Source organism: Staphylococcus sp. HMSC068C09, from assembly GCF_001813735.1.
Taxonomy (GTDB): domain Bacteria; phylum Bacillota; class Bacilli; order Staphylococcales; family Staphylococcaceae; genus Staphylococcus; species Staphylococcus hominis.
Map to the genome: position 1 here is coordinate 125,664 of NZ_KV813756.1, position 20,299 is coordinate 145,962.

Below are 20,299 nucleotides of genomic sequence, written 5' to 3' on the forward strand. Positions count from 1 at the left end.
TTTTTACCTTTAGTTATTTTTAAGTATAAAAAAATTAAGGTATACTATGTATGGATTATAAAGTGGTGTAAAAGAAAGTTGCCTATATTATTTAAAAAATATATTGAGGTGAATGTAATGAGTAAAATACTCTATTTAATGAGACATGGACAAACTATGTTTAATTTAAGAGGGAAAGTACAAGGTGCAAGTGATTCTCCACTTACTAAATTAGGAATATCTCAAGCGAAGCAAGCAGGTCATTACTTTAAACATAATCATATTACTTTTGACGAAGCATATTCATCTAGTTCGGAACGAGCATGTGATACGTTAGAAAATGTTTTACCTGATCAAGCATATCAACGTAATAAAGGATTAAAAGAATGGAGTTTTGGGCTATTTGAAGGAGATAGTGTTCAATTATTGGATGCAGTTTGGGATAAACACGATATTTTTGGAACTAGACTACGCCCTTTCGGAGGAGAAACGAAAAATGAAGTTGAACATCGTATCGTTACGACATTAAGTAATTTATTAGAGTCCTCTAATGGAAAAACATTCTTAGCGGTAAGCCATGGTACAGCCATTCAGGTTTTTTTAAGAAAATGGATAGGTGATGATATGGCAAATCAATATGTCATTGGAAATTGTTGTATTTTAAAATTTATTTATACACATGGAAAGTTTGAATTTCTCGATATGGTTGATCCTACAATCGATGATGCCAATAAATAAATCATTATCCTGGCTATTTAATATCATAGAGTAGCCAATGAACATCAAAATAAGTATCATCTACTTTAAATGAGTTTTTTTCAATCCCTAAAGTTTCAAAACCAAGTGCAGTGAAAAAAATCTTTGCACCAATATGATTTGATGTAATACAAGTCATTAGTTTTTCAATATGACGAGACTTTGCATAATTAATCACTTCACAGATTAAATTTTGCAAAGTAATCTCGTCTTTTTTGTCTTTTAAAAAGAGATTTTCTAACATTGCTTTATGTTGTGTGCCCACTTGTTTGAGTTGTCGCAATGTAACACCAGCCACAAGTTTTTCATTTTTAAAATTGCCAAAAATATTACAATACTCTTCTTCTTTAGATAGAATGTGTTTTAAGTAATTTGGAGACACATGTTGAAAATAAAGTTTATCCCATGAATAAGTATGTGAATCATTTGATATTAAAGTAATATATTGATTTAAATCGTTGTTAGTAAGAATTCTAACTTCTGACATTATACTCACCTCAAATTATTATTAGCATTTAAAAATCTATTTATACAAATTAATTGAATTATAAAAATTTTATAAAGTTTAATTAATAACTATATCCATAGAATAGCCTATTTTTAAAAATTATACAAAAAGTGTGAGAATACATAGTCGTTAGAATATTATCTATCATACATCGATATCTTTAAACTTAATTGTTAGATAGGAAATGAAATGGAGTAGGACAGAATTCAATTTGAATTTGTCGTTCAATTCTAGCAATACATCCCCAAGGACGTAAATGTTCTTATTGAAAGTCATTATGTTAACTTTCATACTACTATTGAAATAACTTGATATCAGCTCTTTTTAATTCAGTCTTTATCTATCAACACATAAAAAAATCCTGAGACATAATGAGGTGTCTCAGGGTTTTTTAAAATTATAAAATTTTGATTTTAAAGAGTAATGCTAATTAGTCAACAACTTGAACATTTAAATCTACATCGATGTTGCCACGAGTTGCTTTTGAATATGGACAGAATTCGTGAGCATCTTGTAGATATTTTTCAGCGTCTTCTTGAGATAATACATTTTTAACTTTTGCATCAATAGATACGCTTAATTTTGGACTTTCAGCATTTGGATCATCTTCTAAGCGTACAGTTAAAGTTACCTCAGGTTCTGCTCCGCGAACTTTGTTTTGTTTTAAAATAAGGTCATATGCACCATTGAAGCATGAAGCATAGCCAGCTGCGAATAATTGTTCAGGGTTAGTTGCGTTTCCATCTGCTTGTTGTGGTGGTAATACATCTACATTTATTGCATTATCGTCTGTGTGTACGTGTCCTTTACGTCCACCAACGTTTGTTGCTTTAGTTTCATATTGAACTGCCATTATTATTACCTCCTAAATTCGAATACAATTATTATATACCCAACTAAAAAGTTTTAAATCATGATTTGTAAAAATTAAAAAGAATTTTAAACATTGGCGAGTGTGACATAAATAGTTTAAAATAATATAAAATTGTAAATGGCAAGAAAAGAAGGGATTATATGGCAGAAGTAAAGGTAGCTGCAACCATAGCACCTCAAGATATAATAGATAATGAAACGTTAAATAGTATCAATGATAATCATGCATATATAGATATCATTGAGTTGCGTATAGATCAGTGGGAGAGTCATCATCACGAACTTTTAATGAAAAACCTTTCACTTCTAAATGAAATAAAGGATCATTTTAAAATATTGGTGACGTATCGCACAATTTCTCAAGGTGGAAAAGGTCAGTTAACTAATAAAGAATATTTACAGTTAATTGAAACAATTTCCTCAATAGATGAATGTCAAATGATAGATATAGAATGGGAGTCAAATATTGAGGTTGAGACGCATAAGCGTATTATAGAAAATGCACATCGTCATCAGAAACAAATAATTGTGTCCTATCATAATTTTTTAGAAACGCCACCGTTAGAAGAATTAAAATTCACATATTATAAAATGCAAAAATTAAATCCTGAGTATGTAAAAATTGCAGTAATGCCTAAGGAAAAACAGGACGTAGCAATGCTATTAGAAGCAGTAGCTTATACATCTGAAGCGATTTCTCAACAAGTTATTGGAATATCTATGTCTCATTTAGGATTAGTGAGCCGAACTGCTCAAGGTGTTTTTGGGGGTACAGTGTCATATGGTTGCTTAGGTGAACCTCAAGCGCCAGGGCAGATTCATGTTAAAGAACTAAAAAAACAATTATTATTTTACGAAAGCATGTAGTATACATTGAAATGTCATCGATATCCGCGTATAATTGATAATAGTTATCAATATAGAGGAGCGATAATTGTGGAATTACAAGAAGTAATTTCTTTAAGAAGAAGTATAAAGAAATTTAAACATGATATGGTGATTAATGATGAAGATGTATTTAAAGCCATAGAACAAGCTACTGACGCTCCTAATCATGGTATGAGAGAACCGTGGAGAGTTATTCATGTTTCTAAAGATAGATTAGGAGATATGAGTAGAGATATTACACGTTTTGCCTTTCCAAATAGTCCAGAAAAACAAGAAGATCATTATAACGCGGTGACAAATTTAGGAGGTATGTTAGTTTTAGTACTTAAAACTGACCCACGACAACGACAAAATCGCGAAAACTTTTTTGCGATGGGTGCATACACTCAGAATCTAATGTTATTACTTTATGAAAAAGGTATTGGTACATGTTGGAAAACGCCATTGTACATCTTTGAACCAAAAGTAAGAAAAGCGTTTGGTATTGCTAAAGATGAAGCTATTGCAGGTTTATTGTATCTTACTGATTTAGAAGAGGTACCACCTAAAGCAAAACGTAAAAATAAACATTTAATCTCAGAATACTAAAGAAACCACACTCAAAATAACGAGTGTGGTTCTTTAATTATTTATTAAATGTTTCTTTTAAGAATGATTCAACTTGTTCAGGTGATTTTGCATTAGCAGAATGCAAATGAGCTTGTTTTTGACCATTTTCAAATATAAGTAAACTTGGGATACCCATGACTTCATTGTCTGATGCTACATCTTCTAATTCATCACGATTTACAGAATACCATTTATAGTCGTTATACTTGTCAACGATTGGATCAATCCACATATCCATTGCTTTACAATCAGGACACCAACCAGCTTCAAATTTTACAATTACAGGTTGTTCACTTTGAATAACTGAATTAAATTCTTCAGTAGTAGTAATATTTTTCATACTTTACACTCCTTTTAGCTTGTTTTATATATTATAACTAATTACTAATATTTAGAAAAAAATAAAGCTTAAAAAGTAGAGCGTTTATTTAAATAATTTGATATATTTATAATAAGTTTAAATAGGAGGATAATACTGAATGATTAAATTTTATCAATATCCAAAATGCACAACTTGTAAAAAAGCTGCTCGATTTTTAGATGAGCATGGAGTGAGTTATGAGTCTATAGATATTGTGCAACACACACCTACAAAACAAGAATTCAAAGAGTTAGTAGTTAAATCAGAAGTGGAAATAAATAAATTCTTTAATACACATGGTGTGAAATATAGAGAACTTGGTTTGAAAGATAAATTAAAAAAATTATCTAATGATGAAAAATTAGAACTCTTATCCTCAGATGGAATGTTGGTAAAACGTCCGCTAGCGGTTTCAGGTGAAAAAGTTACATTAGGTTTTAATGAGGAACAATATAAAGATGTATGGTTATAGAAAGTATAATCACAACTTTTAATATTAATAGTTGAATGAAAACTTACGGTATGGCATCATTAAATTGTAATTATTTTTAGGAGGGGATTTTCGTGGCAGTACCGAGCGAATTCAAATATTCTAAGGAACATGAATGGGTTAAAGTTGAAGGAAATACGGCAACAATTGGTATTACTGAATACGCGCAAGGTGAATTAGGAGACATCGTATTTGTCGAATTACCAGATGTCGATGATGAAATTAATGAAGGGGATACATTTGGTAGTGTTGAATCAGTAAAGACAGTATCTGAATTGTATGCACCTGTCTCTGGTAAAATTGTTGAAACAAATGACGAATTAGAAGATAGTCCAGAATTTGTTAATGAATCACCTTATGAAAAAGCATGGATGGTAAAAGTTGAATTAAGTGACGAAAGTCAATTAGATGAATTACTATCAGCTGAACAATACTCTGAAATGATTGGCGAATAATTTTTTAAAACTCCTTGATATTAAATCTAGGAGTTTTTTATATAATTATATTAATTATCTGTAAATTGTGTTTATATTCATCAATAACGTGAAAAAGTAAATGATTGTTTAATATCGACTTAGAAGGTGGATGAACATGGCAATTTTAAATAAAGTTATCATTGTTGAAGGTAAATCTGATAAGAAGAAAGTGCAACAAGTCATTGCTGAACCTGTAAATATTATTTGTACACATGGTACAATGAGTATCGACAAACTAGACGATATGATAGAAACGTTATATGGAAAACAGGTCTATATTCTTGCCGATTCAGATGATGAGGGCGAAAAAATTAGAAAGTGGTTTAAACGTTATTTAAGTGAAAGTGAACATATCTATGTAGATAAAACATATTGTGAAGTCGCACGTTGTCCCAAAAATTATCTTGCTCATGTATTGAGTAAATACGGATTTAACGTAAAAAAAGAGAAAAAACTTATACCTAATTTAAGTTCTGAAAGGTTAGTACTTGTGAATGAATAATTCTATTAAAATCGAAGACATCAAAGAACACTTTGATAAAGATAAACATTTAATATTTGGATATACTCCTATGTGTGGAACATGTAAGATTTCAGAGCGCATGCTAGATATTGCAAATGATATCGAACAATTACCACTTAAAAAAATTGATTTAAATTTCCATAAGTATTTTAGTGAAGAATATAAAATTATGTCTGTACCTGTACTGTTAATTATGGATAAGGATAAAGAGGTAGATAGAATCTATGCATTTCAATCCGTGCCATATTTGTTAGAAAAGTTAAAAAAATGATTGACGAATTATTAGTACAGTGATAGGATATAAATTAATTAAATAGTGCGAAAACTCTTATCGAGAGAGGTGGAGGGATGTGCCCTACGAAGCCCGGCAACCGTCTATAATGGAAATGGTGCCAATTCACATAAAGTTTAAGACTTTAGAAGATGAGAGAAAGATAATTTTAAATGCTTTCTCATCTCTCTAGATGGGAAAGCATTTTTTAATTACATAAGGAATTTAAGGGAGGCATTTAACGTGATTGAGTTAAATCAAGTTGTTAAACGCTATCACACAAAGAACAAAGATGTACTAGCAGTAGATCACGTTGACTTGAATATAGAATCAGGCTCAATTTTTGGAGTGATTGGGTTTTCTGGTGCTGGTAAAAGTACGTTAATTCGAATGTTTAATAATCTAGAAGAACCGACTTCAGGGGATATCATTATAGATGGAGACAATATTAACAAACTTTCTAAGTCAGATTTGAGAAAAAAACGACAAAAAGTAAGTATGATTTTCCAACATTTTAATTTGTTATGGTCACGTACTGTCATTAGTAATATTATGTTCCCACTAGAAATAGCTGGAGTATCTCGTGCAGAAGCAAAACAAAGAGCTTTAGAACTTGTAGAGTTGGTCGGTTTAAAAGGTCGTGAAAAAGCTTATCCTTCAGAATTATCAGGTGGTCAAAAACAAAGAGTTGGGATTGCTCGTGCATTAGCGAATGATCCGAATGTCTTATTATGTGACGAGGCTACAAGTGCGCTAGATCCACAAACAACGGATGAAATTTTAGATTTACTATTAAAAATAAAAGAAGAAAGAAATCTAACGATTGTGATTATTACACATGAAATGCAAGTGATTAGACGCATATGTGATGAAGTTGCAGTGATGGAAAATGGGCGTGTTATTGAGCAAGGTAATGTTGATGAAGTATTTGAAAATCCTCAACATGAGGTGACAAAACGATTCGTGAAAGACGATTTAGACGACGATTTTGAAGATTCAATTAAACATCTAGAACCATTGAACAAAGACGCTTATATTGTAAGATTGAATTTCAACGGTAATAATACCACACAACCTGTTGTATCTGATATTACGCGAATGCAGAATATTGAATTAAATATTTTGGAAGCAAATATTAAAAATACACGTACAGGTTCAATTGGATTTTTAATTGTACATATTCCACATATTAGTGAAGATGGATTTAATACATTTGTAACTGAGTTACATAAACAACACGTAAATGTGGAGGTGATTAAACATGGATAAATCATATGGTGATATCTTCCATGAAATGATTACTATGCCTAACGTGCAATGGCCTGAAGTTTGGCAAGCAATATATGAAACACTTTATATGACTGTAGTGTCAACCATTTTTGCTTTTATCTTTGGCTTAATCTTAGGTGTGCTGCTTTTCTTATCAGCTAAAAGTGATGCACCTGGAGCTAAAATTTTCTATACGGTAGTTTCATTTATAGTTAACTTGTTCCGTGCGATTCCATTTATTATTTTAATTTTGTTATTAATTCCGTTCACAAGTGTATTATTAGGTACAATTAGTGGACCGACGGGAGCACTTCCAGCATTAATCATTGGCGCTGCACCGTTCTACGCAAGATTAGTTGAAATCGCATTTAAAGAAATCGATAAAGGCGTTATTGAAGCAGCATGGTCTATGGGTGCGAATACTTGGACAGTCGTTCGAAAAGTATTGCTTCCAGAAGCAATGCCAGCACTTGTTTCAGGTATTACAGTAACTGCTATCGCTTTAGTTGGTTCAACTGCTATTGCAGGCGTTATTGGTGCAGGTGGTTTAGGTAACTTAGCTTACTTAACTGGTTTTACACGTAACCAAAACGACGTCATTCTAGTGTCAACCGTATTTATTTTAATTATTGTATTTATAATCCAATTCATCGGGGATTGGCTTACAAATAAAATTGATAAACGATAATAGAAAAGAGGACAGATTAAATGAAAAAACTTTTAAGTTTAGTATTAGTACTTACACTGACAGTTGTATTAGCTGCTTGTGGTAAAGGCGGAGACGAAAAAGATAAAAAAATCGTTGTAGGTGCCTCACCAGCACCACATGCTGAAATCTTAGAAAAAGCAAAACCACTTCTTGAGAAAAAAGGTTATAATTTAGAAATTAAAACAATCAATGATTACACTACACCTAATAAGTTGTTAGATAAAGGTGAGCTTGATGCTAACTACTTCCAACACGTTCCTTATTTAAAAACTGAAAGTAAAGAAAAAGGATACAAAATTGAAGATGCAGGTAAAGTTCATTTAGAACCAATGGCTGTTTATTCTAAAAAATACAAAAGTTTAAAAGACCTTCCTAAAGGTGCGACAGTTTATGTTTCAAATAACCCAGCTGAACAAGGTCGTTTCTTAAAATTCTTCGTTGATGAAGGCTTAATTAAAATTAAAAAAGGCGTAAAAATTGAAGACGCTAAATTTGAAGATATTACTGAAAACAAAAAGATATTAAATTCAATAACAAACAATCAGCTGAATATCTTCCAAAAATCTATCAAAATCAAGATGTAGATGCAGCTATTATTAATTCAAACTATGCTATTGATCAAGGCTTAAGTCCACAAAAAGATTCAATTGTAGTTGAAAAACCTAATAATAACCCTTATGCAAACCTAATTGCAGTTCGTAAAGATCATAAAGATGATGAAAAAATTAAAGCTTTAGTTGAAGTATTACAATCTAAAGACATTCGTGATTTCATCAATGAAAAATACAAAGGTGCAGTTGTACCTGCAAAATAATGAATAATAATGCAGTAAAAAACGGTTCACAAACAAATATGTGAACCGTTTTTTTATTTTATATCAATACATTTATTGCAGTCATTTATATTATAAACTTGAATCGTCTTGATATAGTATTCCAACGCCGATACCACCTTGACCCATCGCATATTCAAATTTAACAATTTCTATATATGGATGTTCTTCTAAGAATGCATTGACTTTTTTATTTAAACCTTTTTCTGTCATAGCAGTAAAATTAACAAATGTCATAGTTATCATCTCCAATTGGATAAGTAAATTGAACAATGTTATTATAACAATTATTTTAATTAGACAGAAAATATAAAAAAATAACAGAATTTATGTTTATACATGATATGTATTGGGTATGTTAATATTACAAAAATCATTTAAGAATGAAATGTTTAACAAGGAGGAATTTAAAATGGCAGAAGATAAATTTGAACAAGCTAAAGGTAATATTAAGGAAACAGTTGGTAATGCAACTGATAATAAAGATTTAGAAAAAGAAGGTCAAGGCGACAAAGCTTCAGGTAAAGCTAAAGAAGTGGTTGATAACGTTAAAGATAAAGCAAATGATGTTATTGATAAATTAAAAGGCGATAAATAAGTCGTTTTAACTAGAAGAGAACGCATGTGTTAAACACATGCGTTTTTTGTTTATTTTAGAATATTATGTCTGAGTATCATTGTTAGACGTAATCAGTCCTAATGAATAACTTACTATATATCCTATTACTAAAGAAATAATCGAAACAATCCATTCTACTGGTGATTTAGGAATTCCTGGGAATACAGCATAAATTGAACCAATAACAAAACCAGTAATTAAGGCAAATGTTCCAATAAAGTGGTGGGTTAAAAAGTATTTTATAATACGGCTTGAAAATAGAAATCCACATAAAATACCTAAACCAACTACTATTAATATAGGCAGACCGGTAAAGTTAAATTTAGCTAAATTAGCAATAGCTAACATTATTGTTCCATATGCACCGAATACAAGTAGCATAAATGAGCCAGAGATACCTGGAAGTAGCATTGCACTAGAAGCACAAACACCTGCTATAAAATATTTAATAATAAGACTAAAAGATAATTGAAGTGTTAAACTTGATTGCTGTGTGCTAGGATTTAATAACGTTAATGCCACTATAACTATGATTCCTAAAATTAATAATCCATAGTGTTTAGTTGTAAATGTTTTTTTAAAATCTGAAGTTTTTAATAAGTAAGGGACAATGCCTATAATTAAACCAGTAAAAAAGAACATCGTTATTACATGATGATGATCGAGTAGGTAATGAATTAAATTACTAAGTACACCAATCGCTAAAATCATTCCTATTAATATAGGAAGTAAAAATTTTAGACTTGGCCAAAATCGTTTAGAAAACAATCCACTAATGGATGAAATAAAACCATCATATATTCCTAAAAGTAAAGCAATGGTACCTCCACTAATTCCTGGAACTAAATCTGAAGTTCCCATCGCAAATCCTTTTAAAATATTTTTCCATTTGAATGTCATAAAGGTCTCCTTTCTTTATTGAGTTAATACGAATACTACCAAATTTTTAACTTACATTGAAATATTAAGTAGTCAATCATCGTTAATATATAGATGCCTATTGAGAACAGATGCCTTTTGATTATCAGTCGCACTTGAAAATTGAAGTCATTTCGAAACAATTTTGACGAAAATATAATCTTTTTTGTCATTTTAATAAGTTTATATTGGGGACTATTTACGTTATAATTAAGTGTATTAAAGTGTTAGAAGTCTTTTTGACTATAAATTAAAATTACTATAAACTAGTTAAGAAAACTTTATATTTTATGGAGGGAATATAAATGTCATCAACATTGGAAATTAAAGACTTACATGTGTCTATTGAAGATAAAGAAATTTTAAAAGGTGTTAATTTAACAATTAATACTGGTGAAGTTCACGCAATCATGGGACCTAATGGTACAGGTAAATCAACATTATCTTCTGCAATTATGGGTCACCCAAGTTATGAAGTTACTCAAGGTGAAGTATTACTTGATGGCGTAAATATTTTAGAATTAGAGGTTGACGAAAGAGCAAAAGCAGGTCTTTTCTTAGCAATGCAATATCCATCAGAAATTACTGGTGTAACAAATGCAGACTTTATGCGTTCAGCGATTAATGCAAAACGTGAAGAAGGTCAAGAAATTAACTTAATGCAATTTATTAAAAAATTAGATAAACAAATGGATTTCTTAGATATTGATAAAGATATGGCGCAACGTTATTTAAATGAAGGTTTCTCAGGTGGGGAGAAAAAACGTAATGAAATCTTACAATTAATGATGTTAGAACCCAAATTTGCGATTTTAGATGAAATTGACTCAGGTTTAGATATTGATGCATTAAAAGTCGTTTCTAAAGGAATCAATGAAATGCGTGGTGAAGATTTCGGTGCATTAATGATTACACACTATCAACGTTTATTAAACTATATTACTCCTGATAAAGTACATGTTATGTATGGCGGTAAAGTTGTAAAATCAGGCGGTCCAGAATTAGCTAAACGTCTTGAAGAAGAAGGTTATGAATGGGTTAAAGAAGAATTTGGTGCAACTGAATAGGTCATTAAATAATATAAAAACTATTCATAAAAAGAACTGATTGATTTTAAAATGTGGAAATAAACAGTTTATATATCAATTCAGTTACTAAAATTTTTCATCAAGTAGGAGGAAAAAGCATTATGACAACAGAAACTTTAAATATTTCTGAAGCACAACTTGTTGATTATTCTAAAGCACAAAATGAACCTTCTTGGATGACTGAACTACGTCAAAAAGCTTTGAAATTAACAGAAACTTTAGAAATGCCTAAACCAGATAAAACAAAACTAAAAAAATGGGATTTCGATGCATTTAAACAACATCATGTAGAAAGTAAATCATATAATGATGTATCAGAACTTCCTGAATCAGTTAAAAATATTATTGATATAGAAAATTCTAAAAATTTAATTATTCAACATAATAATGATTTAGCTTTCACACAAGTATCAGAACAAGCAAATCATAATAATGTTATTATTGAAGGTTTATCAAAAGCGCTACAAGATCATAGTGAATTAGTAGAAAAATATTTAATGAAAGATGCAGTTACAGTAGATGAACATCGATTAACTGCTTTGCATACAGCATTATTGAATGGTGGCGTATTTGTATATGTCCCTAAAAATGTAGTAGTTGAAGACCCTATTCAATATGTAGTATTACATGACAATGAGAATGCAAGTTTATTTAATCATGCCATTATTGTAACGGAAGAAAGTGCTGAAGTAACATATGTTGAGAATTACCTTTCAACTGCAAGTGGTGAAGGTAATCAAGTCAATATTATTTCTGAAGTGATTGCAGGAGCAAATTCAAACATTACTTATGGTTCAGTTGACTATCTAGATAAAGGATTTACAGGTCACATTATCCGTCGTGGTGTGACGGCAGCAGATGCATCAATTAATTGGGCTTTAGGTTTAATGAATGAGGGAAGCCAAATTATTGATAATACTACTAACTTAATTGGTGATCGTTCAACAAGTGAACTAAAATCAGTCATTGTTGGTACTGGTGATCAAAAAATTAACTTAACATCTAAAATCGTTCAATATGGTAAGGAAACAAATGGTTATATCTTAAAACATGGTGTAATGCGTGAAAATGCTTCATCTGTATTTAATGGTATTGGATATATTAAGCATGGCGGTACAAAATCTATCGCAAATCAAGAATCTCGTGTGTTAATGCTTTCAGAGCATGCTCGCGGAGATGCGAACCCTATTCTACTTATCGATGAAGATGATGTTGAAGCAGGTCATGCAGCTTCGGTTGGTCGTGTTGACCCAGAACAACTTTACTACTTAATGAGCCGTGGTATTTCTCAAAAAGAAGCAGAACGTCTTGTTATTCATGGTTTCTTAGATCCAGTTGTCCGTGAATTACCAATTGAAGATGTGAAACGTCAATTACGAGAAGTCATCGAACTTAAAGTAAATAAATAGATCATTGAGATTTTCAATAAAAGAAAGGTCGTGAAGGTAGTGGCCGAAACTTCATTAAACATACAAGAAATTATTGAAGACTTTCCTATACTAAATCAAAAAATTAATGGAAAACGATTAGCTTATCTTGATTCAACAGCAACAAGTCAAACACCAGTGCAAGTATTAAATGTATTAGATGATTATTATAAACGTTACAATTCTAATGTGCATCGTGGTGTGCATACTCTAGGTTCTTTAGCAACAGATGGATATGAAAGTGCTCGTGAGACAGTACGACGTTTCATTAATGCTAAATATTTTGAAGAAATTATTTTTACTAGAGGTACGACTGCTTCAATTAATATTGTTGCACATAGTTATGGAGACGCTAATATTAACGAAGGCGACGAAATCGTTGTGACAGAGATGGAACATCATGCTAATATTGTGCCTTGGCAACAGCTAGCTAAACGAAAAAAAGCTACTTTAAAATTTATTCCTATGACTGATGATGGTGAACTAAGAATTGAAGATGTCAAATCGACAATTAATGACAATACTAAGATTGTAGCTATTACTCATGTGTCTAATGTCTTAGGTACCATTAATGATATAAAAGCAATTGCTAAGATTGCGCATGAACACGGTGCTATTATTAGTGTTGATGGAGCACAATCTGCACCTCATATGGATATCGATGTTCAAGATTTAGATGTTGATTTCTTTAGCTTTAGCGGCCACAAAATGTTAGGACCGACTGGTATTGGTGTATTATATGGAAAACGTGAACTACTTCAAAACATGGAACCTGTTGAGTATGGTGGGGACATGATTGATTTTGTAAGTAAGTACGATGCAACATGGGCTGACTTACCTACTAAATTTGAAGCTGGTACACCGATTATTGCTCAAGCTATTGGATTGGCTGAAGCTATTCGTTATATCGAAAATATAGGCTTTGATGCCATTCATCAGCATGAAAAAGAATTAACAGAATATGCATATGAGCAATTATCTTCAATTGAAGGATTAGAAATATATGGTCCCCCTAAAGAAAGACGTGCAGGTGTGATCACTTTTAATTTAGCTGATATTCATCCACATGATGTTGCTACAGCAGTAGATACTGAAGGTGTCGCTGTTAGAGCTGGACATCACTGTGCGCAACCATTAATGAAATGGTTAAATGTATCATCTACTGCAAGAGCAAGTTTTTATATTTATAATACTAAAGAAGATGTTGACCAATTAGTAGAAGCATTGAAACAAACGAAGGAGTTTTTCTCATATGAGTTTTAATAATTTAGATCAACTTTATAGATCTGTAATTATGGATCATTATAAGAATCCTCGTAATAAAGGCGTTTTAGATAATGGATCAATGACAGTAGATATGAATAATCCTACTTGTGGTGATCGCATTAGACTAACATTTGATATCGAAGATGGTATCATTCAAGAGGCGAAATTCGAAGGTGAAGGTTGCTCAATTTCAATGTCAAGTGCATCGATGATGACTGAAGCAGTTAAAGGTCATTCATTAGGTGAAGCAATGCAAATGAGTCAAGAATTTACTAAAATGATGTTAGGTGAAGATTATAACATCACTGAAGATATGGGAGATGTAGAAGCATTACAAGGGGTTTCTCAATTCCCAGCGCGTATTAAATGTGCAACGTTAGCGTGGAAAGCTTTAGAAAAAGGTACAGTGCAAAAAGAAGGTAAAGCAGAAGGTACAACTGAAGAATAAAATACGAATAGGTAATAAATGTTATTCTAAGCACTATGGTGCTGTGACATTTTACACATATTTCTTTTTATATAGTTTTCATGTTGTTACAATGACTATAGATAGTAGTGAAAGATAAATGATGCGTATATCGTTTTAAATATATTTAAGGAGTGATTGAAATGGCTAAAAAAGCACCTGATGTTGGAGATTATAAATATGGTTTCCATGATGAGGATGTTTCCATTTTCAGATCAGAACGTGGTCTAACAGAAAATATTGTTAGAGAAATTTCTAAGATGAAAGAAGAACCAGAATGGATGCTTAATTTCCGATTAAAAGCTTTAAAACTATTCTATAAAATCCCAATGCCTCAATGGGGTGGCGATTTATCAGAATTGAATTTTGATGACATTACTTATTATGTTAAGCCTTCAGAGCATACTGAACGTTCTTGGGATGAAGTACCTGAAGAAATTAAACGTACATTTGATAAATTAGGTATACCAGAAGCAGAACAAAAATATTTAGCTGGTGTTTCTGCACAATATGAATCAGAAGTTGTATATCATAATATGGAAAAAGAATTAGAAGAAAAAGGGATAATCTTTAAAGATACAGACAGTGCTTTACGTGAAAATGAAGACTTATTTAAAGAATACTTTGCTTCTGTTGTTCCAGCAGCTGATAATAAATTCGCAGCATTAAATTCAGCAGTATGGTCAGGTGGTTCATTCATCTATGTACCTAAAAACGTTAAATTAGATACACCATTACAAGCGTACTTCCGAATTAACTCAGAAAATATGGGTCAATTCGAACGTACATTAATTATTGCTGATGAAGGGGCTTCAGTAAACTATGTTGAGGGTTGTACTGCACCAGTATATACTACAAGTTCATTACACTCAGCAGTAGTTGAAATTATTGTTCATAAAGATGCACATGTTCGTTATACTACTATCCAAAACTGGGCTAACAATGTGTATAACTTAGTTACTAAACGTACGTTTGTTCATGAAAATGGTAATATGGAATGGGTTGACGGTAACTTAGGTTCTAAGTTAACAATGAAATACCCTAACTGTGTATTATTAGGTGAAGGTGCGAAAGGTAGTACATTATCCATCGCATTTGCGGGTAAAGGTCAAGTTCAAGATGCAGGTGCTAAAATGATTCATAAAGCCCCAAATACATCTTCAACTATCGTATCTAAATCAATTTCTAAAAACGGTGGTAAAGTAATCTATCGCGGTATCGTTCACTTTGGACGCAAAGCTAAAGGTGCGCGTTCAAATATCGAATGCGATACATTAATTCTAGATAACGAATCAACTTCAGACACAATTCCATATAATGAAGTATTTAATGATAATATTTCATTAGAACATGAAGCGAAAGTTTCTAAAGTATCTGAAGAACAATTATTCTATCTAATGAGTAGAGGGATTTCTGAAGAAGAAGCAACAGAGATGATTGTTATGGGATTCATCGAACCATTTACTAAAGAATTACCAATGGAGTATGCTGTAGAAATGAACCGTCTTATTAAATTTGAAATGGAAGGTTCAATCGGATAATTTAAGATATAGCTTAAGCTAATAGTTAAAAGAACTAGAATGTTTAACATTCTAGTTCTTTTGTTTTTAAAGCTATGATTAATTATGATGGCGATATTCTACCTTATCTAGTTTAAAACCAGTTAACACAATATATTAGAAGACAAGTAGTTACAAATTAGCTACTAATCAAAAGTGAACGATTTAATAGATTAATTATTTTTACAAATGAATCAGTTATTAACGCAAACTTAGGGTGTTATAGTAGCGATTTTAAAATAATAAGAAAATGTAAAGTTAGTATACAACAAGTGATATATTAATTTTGAATGTGGTATCATATATCTGGTGATAAAAATGATTAATATCGGTTTAACTGGATGGGGAGATCATTATTCTTTATATGAAGATCTTGAAAGACAAACAGATAAATTACGTACGTATGCGAGTCATTTTCCTGTTGTTGAACTTGATGCCTCATATTATGCTATCCAACCTGAACGTAATATATTGAAATGGATCAATGAAACACCAGATAAGTTTCAGTTTATCGTTAAGATTCATCAAGCATTGACGCTTCACTCAGATTATAAAACTTATGCTGATTCACGATCTGAACTATTTAAACAATTTAGACACATGCTTGAACCACTGATTGCACATCATAAATTAGCAATGGTACTTGTGCAATTTCCACCTTGGTTTGATTGTACAGCTCAAAATATAAATTATATTTTGTATGTTCGACAACAGCTAGAAGATATCCCCATGTGTGTAGAATTTAGACATCAATCTTGGTTTAATTCCCAATTTAAAGAACAAACTTTAATGTTTTTAACCGAACATCAAATTATTCATGCGGTCGTAGATGAACCACAAATTAAAGATGGGTCTATACCTTTAGTCAATCGTATAACTTCTAGTACCGCTTTTGTGCGTTATCATGGTAGAAATCAGTATGGTTGGACTAAAAAAGATATGACTGATCAAGAGTGGCGAGATGTTAGATATTTATATAATTATAATGAAAATGAATTAAAAGATTTAGCAAATAAAGTTCAAATATTAGAACAAAAAGCTGAAAAGGTCTATGTTGTTTTTAATAATAATTCTGGTGGTCATGCAGCTCAAAATGCTAAAACCTATCAAAATATTTTAGATATAGAGTATACAGGCTTAGCACCTCAGCAATTAAAATTTTTCTAAGAGGCGAATTATAATGTTTTTAACAATGATTTTATTAGTTTTAATTGGATTATTATCTGCAGTATTAGGTTCTTTAGTAGGTATTGGTGGTGGTATAATTATCGTACCTACTTTAGTGTATTTAGGAGTGAACCATCATCTATTACACGGCATCACTACTCAGATTGCAATTGGTACGTCATCGGTTATTCTTATTGTAACTGGACTTTCTTCATCTATTGGTTATTTGAAAACAAAGCAAGTAGATATTAAAAATGGATCCATATTTTTATTTGGATTATTACCTGGTTCACTTATTGGTTCATTTTTAAGTAGATATTTAACATTAAATTCGTTTAATTTATACTTTGGTATTTTTATGATCTGTGTATCTATTTTATTGATGATTAGATATAAAATTAAACCATTTAAAATATTCGATAAGGAAAAGTATCGTAAAACATACATCGATGCTAAAGGGATGACTTATCATTATAGCGTTCCACCTATGTTTGCCTTCTTTGCTACATTATTTATAGGTGTACTTACAGGTTTATTTGGAATTGGTGGTGGAGCGTTGATGACTCCTTTAATGCTTATAGTATTTAGATTTCCACCTCATGTAGCAGTAGGGACAAGTATGATGATGATTTTCTTTTCAAGTGTTATGAGTTCAATTGGTCATATTATTCAAGGTCATGTTGCTTGGTCATATTCAATTATTCTAATCATTTCTAGTTATATTGGCGCTCAAATTGGAGTAAAAATAAATCACTCGATTAAATCAGAAACAGTAGTATTATTATTACGCACAGTAATGTTAATTATGGGTGTATATCTAATTATTAAATCGTTTCTATAATAAAACAGGAGGAATTTAAGTGAAGCTTACAATTTTTCATACAAATGACATTCATAGTCACCTTAATGAATATGCACGTATTATGACGTACATGGCTGAACACCGACCTGAACTTCAACACCCTTCACTTTATTTAGATATTGGTGATCATGTTGATTTATCTACACCAGTAACAGAAGCAACTATGGGCAAAAAAAATGTTGAACTTTTAAATGAGGCTCATTGTGATATTGCTACAATTGGGAATAATGAAGGAATGACTATTTCTCATGAAGCATTAAATAATCTTTACAATGATGCACAATTTAAAGTCATATGTGCTAATGTTTTAGACGAAGATGGCCACTTACCTCGTCATATTGCCACATCTTATATAAAAGAAATAGAAGATGTACGCTTTTTATTTGTAGCAGCGACGGCACCTTTCACGCCATTCTATCGAGCACTTGATTGGATTGTGACAGACCCATTAGAAGCCATCAAAGACGAAATTGAACAACGCAAAGGACAATACGATGTATTAATAGTTATGAGTCATGTAGGTGTCTTTTTTGATGAAAAATTATGTCAAGAAATCCCAGAGATAGATGTGATACTAGGAAGCCACACACATCATCATTTTAATCATGGTGAAGTCAATAATGGTGTACTTATGGCAGCAGCAGGGAAATATGGACATTATCTTGGAGAAGTGAATTTAACGATTGAAAATAAAAAAGTAGTTACTAAAGAGGCTACATTACATCCAGTAGACACATTACCAGTGGTTAAAACACATTTTGATGAAGAAGGAAAAGATTTGATGAATAAGGCGATTATTAATAAGCCAGTTTCTTTATCTAGTAAAACAAATGTGATTACAAAAACGACTTATTTACTTGCAGAAAGTGTGTATGAATTTACAAATGCAGATTGTACAATTATTAATGCTGGATTAATTGTTAATAATGTTGAGAGCGATCAACTTACTGAATACGATATCCATACTATGTTACCTCATCCAATCAACTTAGTTCGTGTACGTTTGAAAGGTTCTGAATTGAAAAAGATAATCTTAAAAAGTCAAAAGCAAGAATATATGTATGAACATGTCCAAGGATTAGGATTTAGAGGTGATATTTTTGGTGGTTATATATTATATAAATGTGGATTTATTCAATCAGAACATCGCTTCTTTGTAGATGGACAAGAAATAGAAGATAACCGTACCTATATATTAGGAACTGTAGATATGTATACATTTGGAAGATATTTCCCATTATTAAAAGGAACATCGATTGATTATTTAATGCCTGAATTTTTAAGAGATATCTTTAAAGAAAAATTAATTCATATGCATCATTCTTCTTAGTACACAAATGTTCATAGTTATGTCTTAATTTTATAAGTTATTACATTTTAATTTAATGTAAATTTCGTTATAATAGTTGAAGATAGATTAAACAGGAGGGTATGTGTTGTTATGGCTACTAAAAATGAAGAGATTTTACGTAAACCAGATTGGTTGAAAATAAAGCTAAACACTAATGAAAACTACATCGGCCTCAAGAAAATGATGCGTGAGAAAAATTTACATACAGTTTGTGAAGAAGCAAAATGTCCAAATATACATGAATGTTGGGGAGCTAGACGTACGGCTACATTTATGATTTTAGGTGCGGTATGTACAAGAGCTTGTCGTTTCTGTGCAGTAAAAACTGGCTTACCTAATGAACTAGATTTAAATGAACCAGAACGTGTTGCAGAGTCTGTAGAACTAATGAATCTTAAACATGTTGTTATCACAGCTGTTGCACGTGATGATTTAAGAGATGCAGGATCTAATGTATATGCAGAAACGGTTCGTAAAGTACGTGAACGTAATCCATATACGACAATTGAAATTTTACCGTCAGATATGGGTGGGGATTATGAAGCACTTGAAACACTAATGGCTTCAAGACCTGATATTTTAAACCATAACATTGAAACAGTACGTCGTTTAACTCCAAGAGTTCGTGCGCGTGCGACTTACGACAGAACATTAGAATTCTTACGTCGTTCTAAAGAGTTACAACCTGATATTCCAACTAAATCAAGTTTAATGGTAGGTTTAGGTGAAACATTGGAAGAAATTTATGAAACAATGGATGACTTACGTGCAAATGATGTTGATATTTTAACAATTGGTCAATATTTACAACCATCACGTAAACACTTAAAAGTTGAAAAGTATTATACTCCATTAGAATTTGGTAAATTAAGAAAAATTGCAATGGAAAAAGGATTTAAACATTGTGAAGCTGGTCCAATGGTACGAAGTTCTTATCATGCTGATGAACAAGTAAATGAAGCGGCAAAAGAAAAACACCGTCTTGGAGAAGAACAGTTACAACAAAAATAATATTAACCCAAAAATTTATAA

General features: G+C 31.4%; 24 protein-coding genes, 1 pseudogene and 1 riboswitch. Of the genes and pseudogenes, 20 read left to right on the forward strand and 5 right to left on the reverse strand.

The window, feature by feature from the left end; translation table 11 throughout:
* Positions 1-117: 117 nt before the first annotated feature.
* Positions 118-717 (forward strand): histidine phosphatase family protein, encoded by a 600-nt coding sequence (locus HMPREF2930_RS05370; RefSeq protein WP_070597255.1) that lies wholly within the window; start codon positions 118-120, stop codon positions 715-717.
* A gap of 13 nt (positions 718-730) precedes the next feature.
* On the opposite strand, the gene HMPREF2930_RS05375 is transcribed toward HMPREF2930_RS05370, so the two are convergent.
* A complete protein-coding gene (locus HMPREF2930_RS05375; protein WP_002448223.1) occupies positions 731-1,222 on the reverse strand; it encodes a GNAT family N-acetyltransferase in 492 nt (163 codons plus the stop codon).
* A gap of 451 nt (positions 1,223-1,673) precedes the next feature.
* A complete protein-coding gene (locus tag HMPREF2930_RS05380; RefSeq protein ID WP_002448074.1) occupies positions 1,674-2,096 on the reverse strand; it encodes an organic hydroperoxide resistance protein in 423 nt (140 codons plus the stop codon).
* A 161-nt stretch (positions 2,097-2,257) separates the two neighbouring features.
* Between HMPREF2930_RS05380 and aroD the strand changes: the two genes are divergently transcribed.
* Together aroD and HMPREF2930_RS05390 are read left to right on the forward strand one after the other, a co-directional pair.
* A complete protein-coding gene (gene aroD / locus HMPREF2930_RS05385) occupies positions 2,258-2,983 on the forward strand; it encodes a type I 3-dehydroquinate dehydratase (RefSeq protein WP_002455566.1) in 726 nt (241 codons plus the stop codon).
* 69 nt (positions 2,984-3,052) lie between these two features.
* Complete coding sequence (locus HMPREF2930_RS05390) at positions 3,053-3,592, forward strand: nitroreductase family protein (protein WP_002448165.1); 540 nt, start codon at positions 3,053-3,055, stop codon at positions 3,590-3,592.
* Positions 3,593-3,629: 37 nt separating this feature from the next.
* Here HMPREF2930_RS05390 and HMPREF2930_RS05395 read toward each other — a convergent pair whose 3' ends face one another.
* A complete protein-coding gene (locus tag HMPREF2930_RS05395) occupies positions 3,630-3,953 on the reverse strand; it encodes a thioredoxin family protein (protein WP_002448188.1) in 324 nt (107 codons plus the stop codon).
* 139 nt (positions 3,954-4,092) lie between these two features.
* On the opposite strand from HMPREF2930_RS05395, the gene HMPREF2930_RS05400 reads away from it, so the two are divergent.
* The 7 genes and pseudogenes from HMPREF2930_RS05400 to HMPREF2930_RS05430 all read left to right on the forward strand — a co-directional run bounded on the left by HMPREF2930_RS05400 (position 4,093) and on the right by HMPREF2930_RS05430 (position 8,526).
* The gene (locus HMPREF2930_RS05400; protein ID WP_017175880.1) at positions 4,093-4,446 is read left to right on the forward strand and encodes an arsenate reductase family protein; all 354 of its coding nucleotides are present in this window, start codon (positions 4,093-4,095) and stop codon (positions 4,444-4,446) included.
* Positions 4,447-4,538: 92 nt separating this feature from the next.
* Positions 4,539-4,919 carry a glycine cleavage system protein GcvH gene (gcvH, locus tag HMPREF2930_RS05405; RefSeq protein ID WP_017175879.1) on the forward strand — a complete coding sequence of 127 codons (381 nt, stop codon included), beginning with the start codon at positions 4,539-4,541 and terminating at the stop codon, positions 4,917-4,919.
* 136 nt (positions 4,920-5,055) lie between these two features.
* Complete coding sequence (locus HMPREF2930_RS05410; protein WP_002448075.1) at positions 5,056-5,442, forward strand: toprim domain-containing protein; 387 nt, start codon at positions 5,056-5,058, stop codon at positions 5,440-5,442.
* A complete protein-coding gene (locus HMPREF2930_RS05415) occupies positions 5,435-5,734 on the forward strand; it encodes a thioredoxin family protein (protein WP_002448091.1) in 300 nt (99 codons plus the stop codon). Before HMPREF2930_RS05410 ends, HMPREF2930_RS05415 begins: the two co-directional genes overlap by 8 nt.
* 54 nt (positions 5,735-5,788) lie before the next feature.
* Positions 5,789-5,893, forward strand: a riboswitch (SAM riboswitch).
* An 84-nt stretch (positions 5,894-5,977) separates the two neighbouring features.
* Positions 5,978-7,003, forward strand: a complete 1,026-nt coding sequence (locus HMPREF2930_RS05420; protein WP_017175878.1) for a methionine ABC transporter ATP-binding protein — start codon at positions 5,978-5,980, stop codon at positions 7,001-7,003.
* The gene (locus HMPREF2930_RS05425) at positions 6,996-7,691 is read left to right on the forward strand and encodes a methionine ABC transporter permease (protein WP_017175877.1); all 696 of its coding nucleotides are present in this window, start codon (positions 6,996-6,998) and stop codon (positions 7,689-7,691) included. Before HMPREF2930_RS05420 ends, HMPREF2930_RS05425 begins: the two co-directional genes overlap by 8 nt.
* 20 nt (positions 7,692-7,711) lie before the next feature.
* Positions 7,712-8,526 (forward strand): annotated as a pseudogene (locus HMPREF2930_RS05430) (MetQ/NlpA family ABC transporter substrate-binding protein).
* A 90-nt stretch (positions 8,527-8,616) separates the two neighbouring features.
* Here HMPREF2930_RS05430 and HMPREF2930_RS11545 read toward each other — a convergent pair.
* On the reverse strand, positions 8,617-8,781 hold the full coding sequence (locus tag HMPREF2930_RS11545) for a hypothetical protein (RefSeq protein WP_002448129.1): 165 nt from the start codon (positions 8,779-8,781) through the stop codon (positions 8,617-8,619).
* 175 nt (positions 8,782-8,956) lie between these two features.
* On the opposite strand from HMPREF2930_RS11545, the gene HMPREF2930_RS05435 reads away from it, so the two are divergent.
* Complete coding sequence (locus tag HMPREF2930_RS05435; protein ID WP_002448111.1) at positions 8,957-9,142, forward strand: CsbD family protein; 186 nt, start codon at positions 8,957-8,959, stop codon at positions 9,140-9,142.
* Between the two features lie 63 nt (positions 9,143-9,205).
* On the opposite strand, the gene HMPREF2930_RS05440 is transcribed toward HMPREF2930_RS05435, so the two are convergent.
* Entirely contained in the window at positions 9,206-10,063 is an 858-nt protein-coding gene (locus tag HMPREF2930_RS05440) for a polyprenyl-phosphate transporter PopT (protein ID WP_017175875.1), read from the reverse strand.
* Positions 10,064-10,386: 323 nt separating this feature from the next.
* Between HMPREF2930_RS05440 and sufC the strand changes: the two genes are divergently transcribed.
* From sufC to lipA, 9 genes are all read left to right on the forward strand, one after another.
* Entirely contained in the window at positions 10,387-11,148 is a 762-nt protein-coding gene (gene sufC, locus HMPREF2930_RS05445; protein WP_002448050.1) for a Fe-S cluster assembly ATPase SufC, read from the forward strand.
* Between the two features lie 122 nt (positions 11,149-11,270).
* Positions 11,271-12,578: a Fe-S cluster assembly protein SufD gene (gene sufD, locus HMPREF2930_RS05450; RefSeq protein ID WP_017175874.1), complete on the forward strand. Its 1,308-nt coding sequence runs from the start codon at positions 11,271-11,273 to the stop codon at positions 12,576-12,578.
* A 30-nt stretch (positions 12,579-12,608) separates the two neighbouring features.
* A complete protein-coding gene (locus HMPREF2930_RS05455; protein WP_170999981.1) occupies positions 12,609-13,859 on the forward strand; it encodes a cysteine desulfurase in 1,251 nt (416 codons plus the stop codon).
* The gene (gene sufU / locus HMPREF2930_RS05460) at positions 13,849-14,310 is read left to right on the forward strand and encodes a Fe-S cluster assembly sulfur transfer protein SufU (RefSeq protein WP_002448166.1); all 462 of its coding nucleotides are present in this window, start codon (positions 13,849-13,851) and stop codon (positions 14,308-14,310) included. The genes HMPREF2930_RS05455 and sufU overlap by 11 nt, the downstream gene beginning before the upstream one ends.
* A gap of 161 nt (positions 14,311-14,471) precedes the next feature.
* Complete coding sequence (gene sufB / locus HMPREF2930_RS05465; protein ID WP_002448087.1) at positions 14,472-15,869, forward strand: Fe-S cluster assembly protein SufB; 1,398 nt, start codon at positions 14,472-14,474, stop codon at positions 15,867-15,869.
* 336 nt (positions 15,870-16,205) lie between these two features.
* A complete protein-coding gene (locus tag HMPREF2930_RS05470; RefSeq protein WP_017175872.1) occupies positions 16,206-17,054 on the forward strand; it encodes a DUF72 domain-containing protein in 849 nt (282 codons plus the stop codon).
* Between the two features lie 13 nt (positions 17,055-17,067).
* Positions 17,068-17,895 carry a sulfite exporter TauE/SafE family protein gene (locus HMPREF2930_RS05475; RefSeq protein ID WP_017175871.1) on the forward strand — a complete coding sequence of 276 codons (828 nt, stop codon included), beginning with the start codon at positions 17,068-17,070 and terminating at the stop codon, positions 17,893-17,895.
* A 19-nt stretch (positions 17,896-17,914) separates the two neighbouring features.
* Positions 17,915-19,246: a bifunctional metallophosphatase/5'-nucleotidase gene (locus HMPREF2930_RS05480; protein WP_017175870.1), complete on the forward strand. Its 1,332-nt coding sequence runs from the start codon at positions 17,915-17,917 to the stop codon at positions 19,244-19,246.
* Positions 19,247-19,357: 111 nt separating this feature from the next.
* Complete coding sequence (lipA, locus tag HMPREF2930_RS05485) at positions 19,358-20,278, forward strand: lipoyl synthase (protein ID WP_002448197.1); 921 nt, start codon at positions 19,358-19,360, stop codon at positions 20,276-20,278.
* Positions 20,279-20,299: the final 21 nt, after the last annotated feature.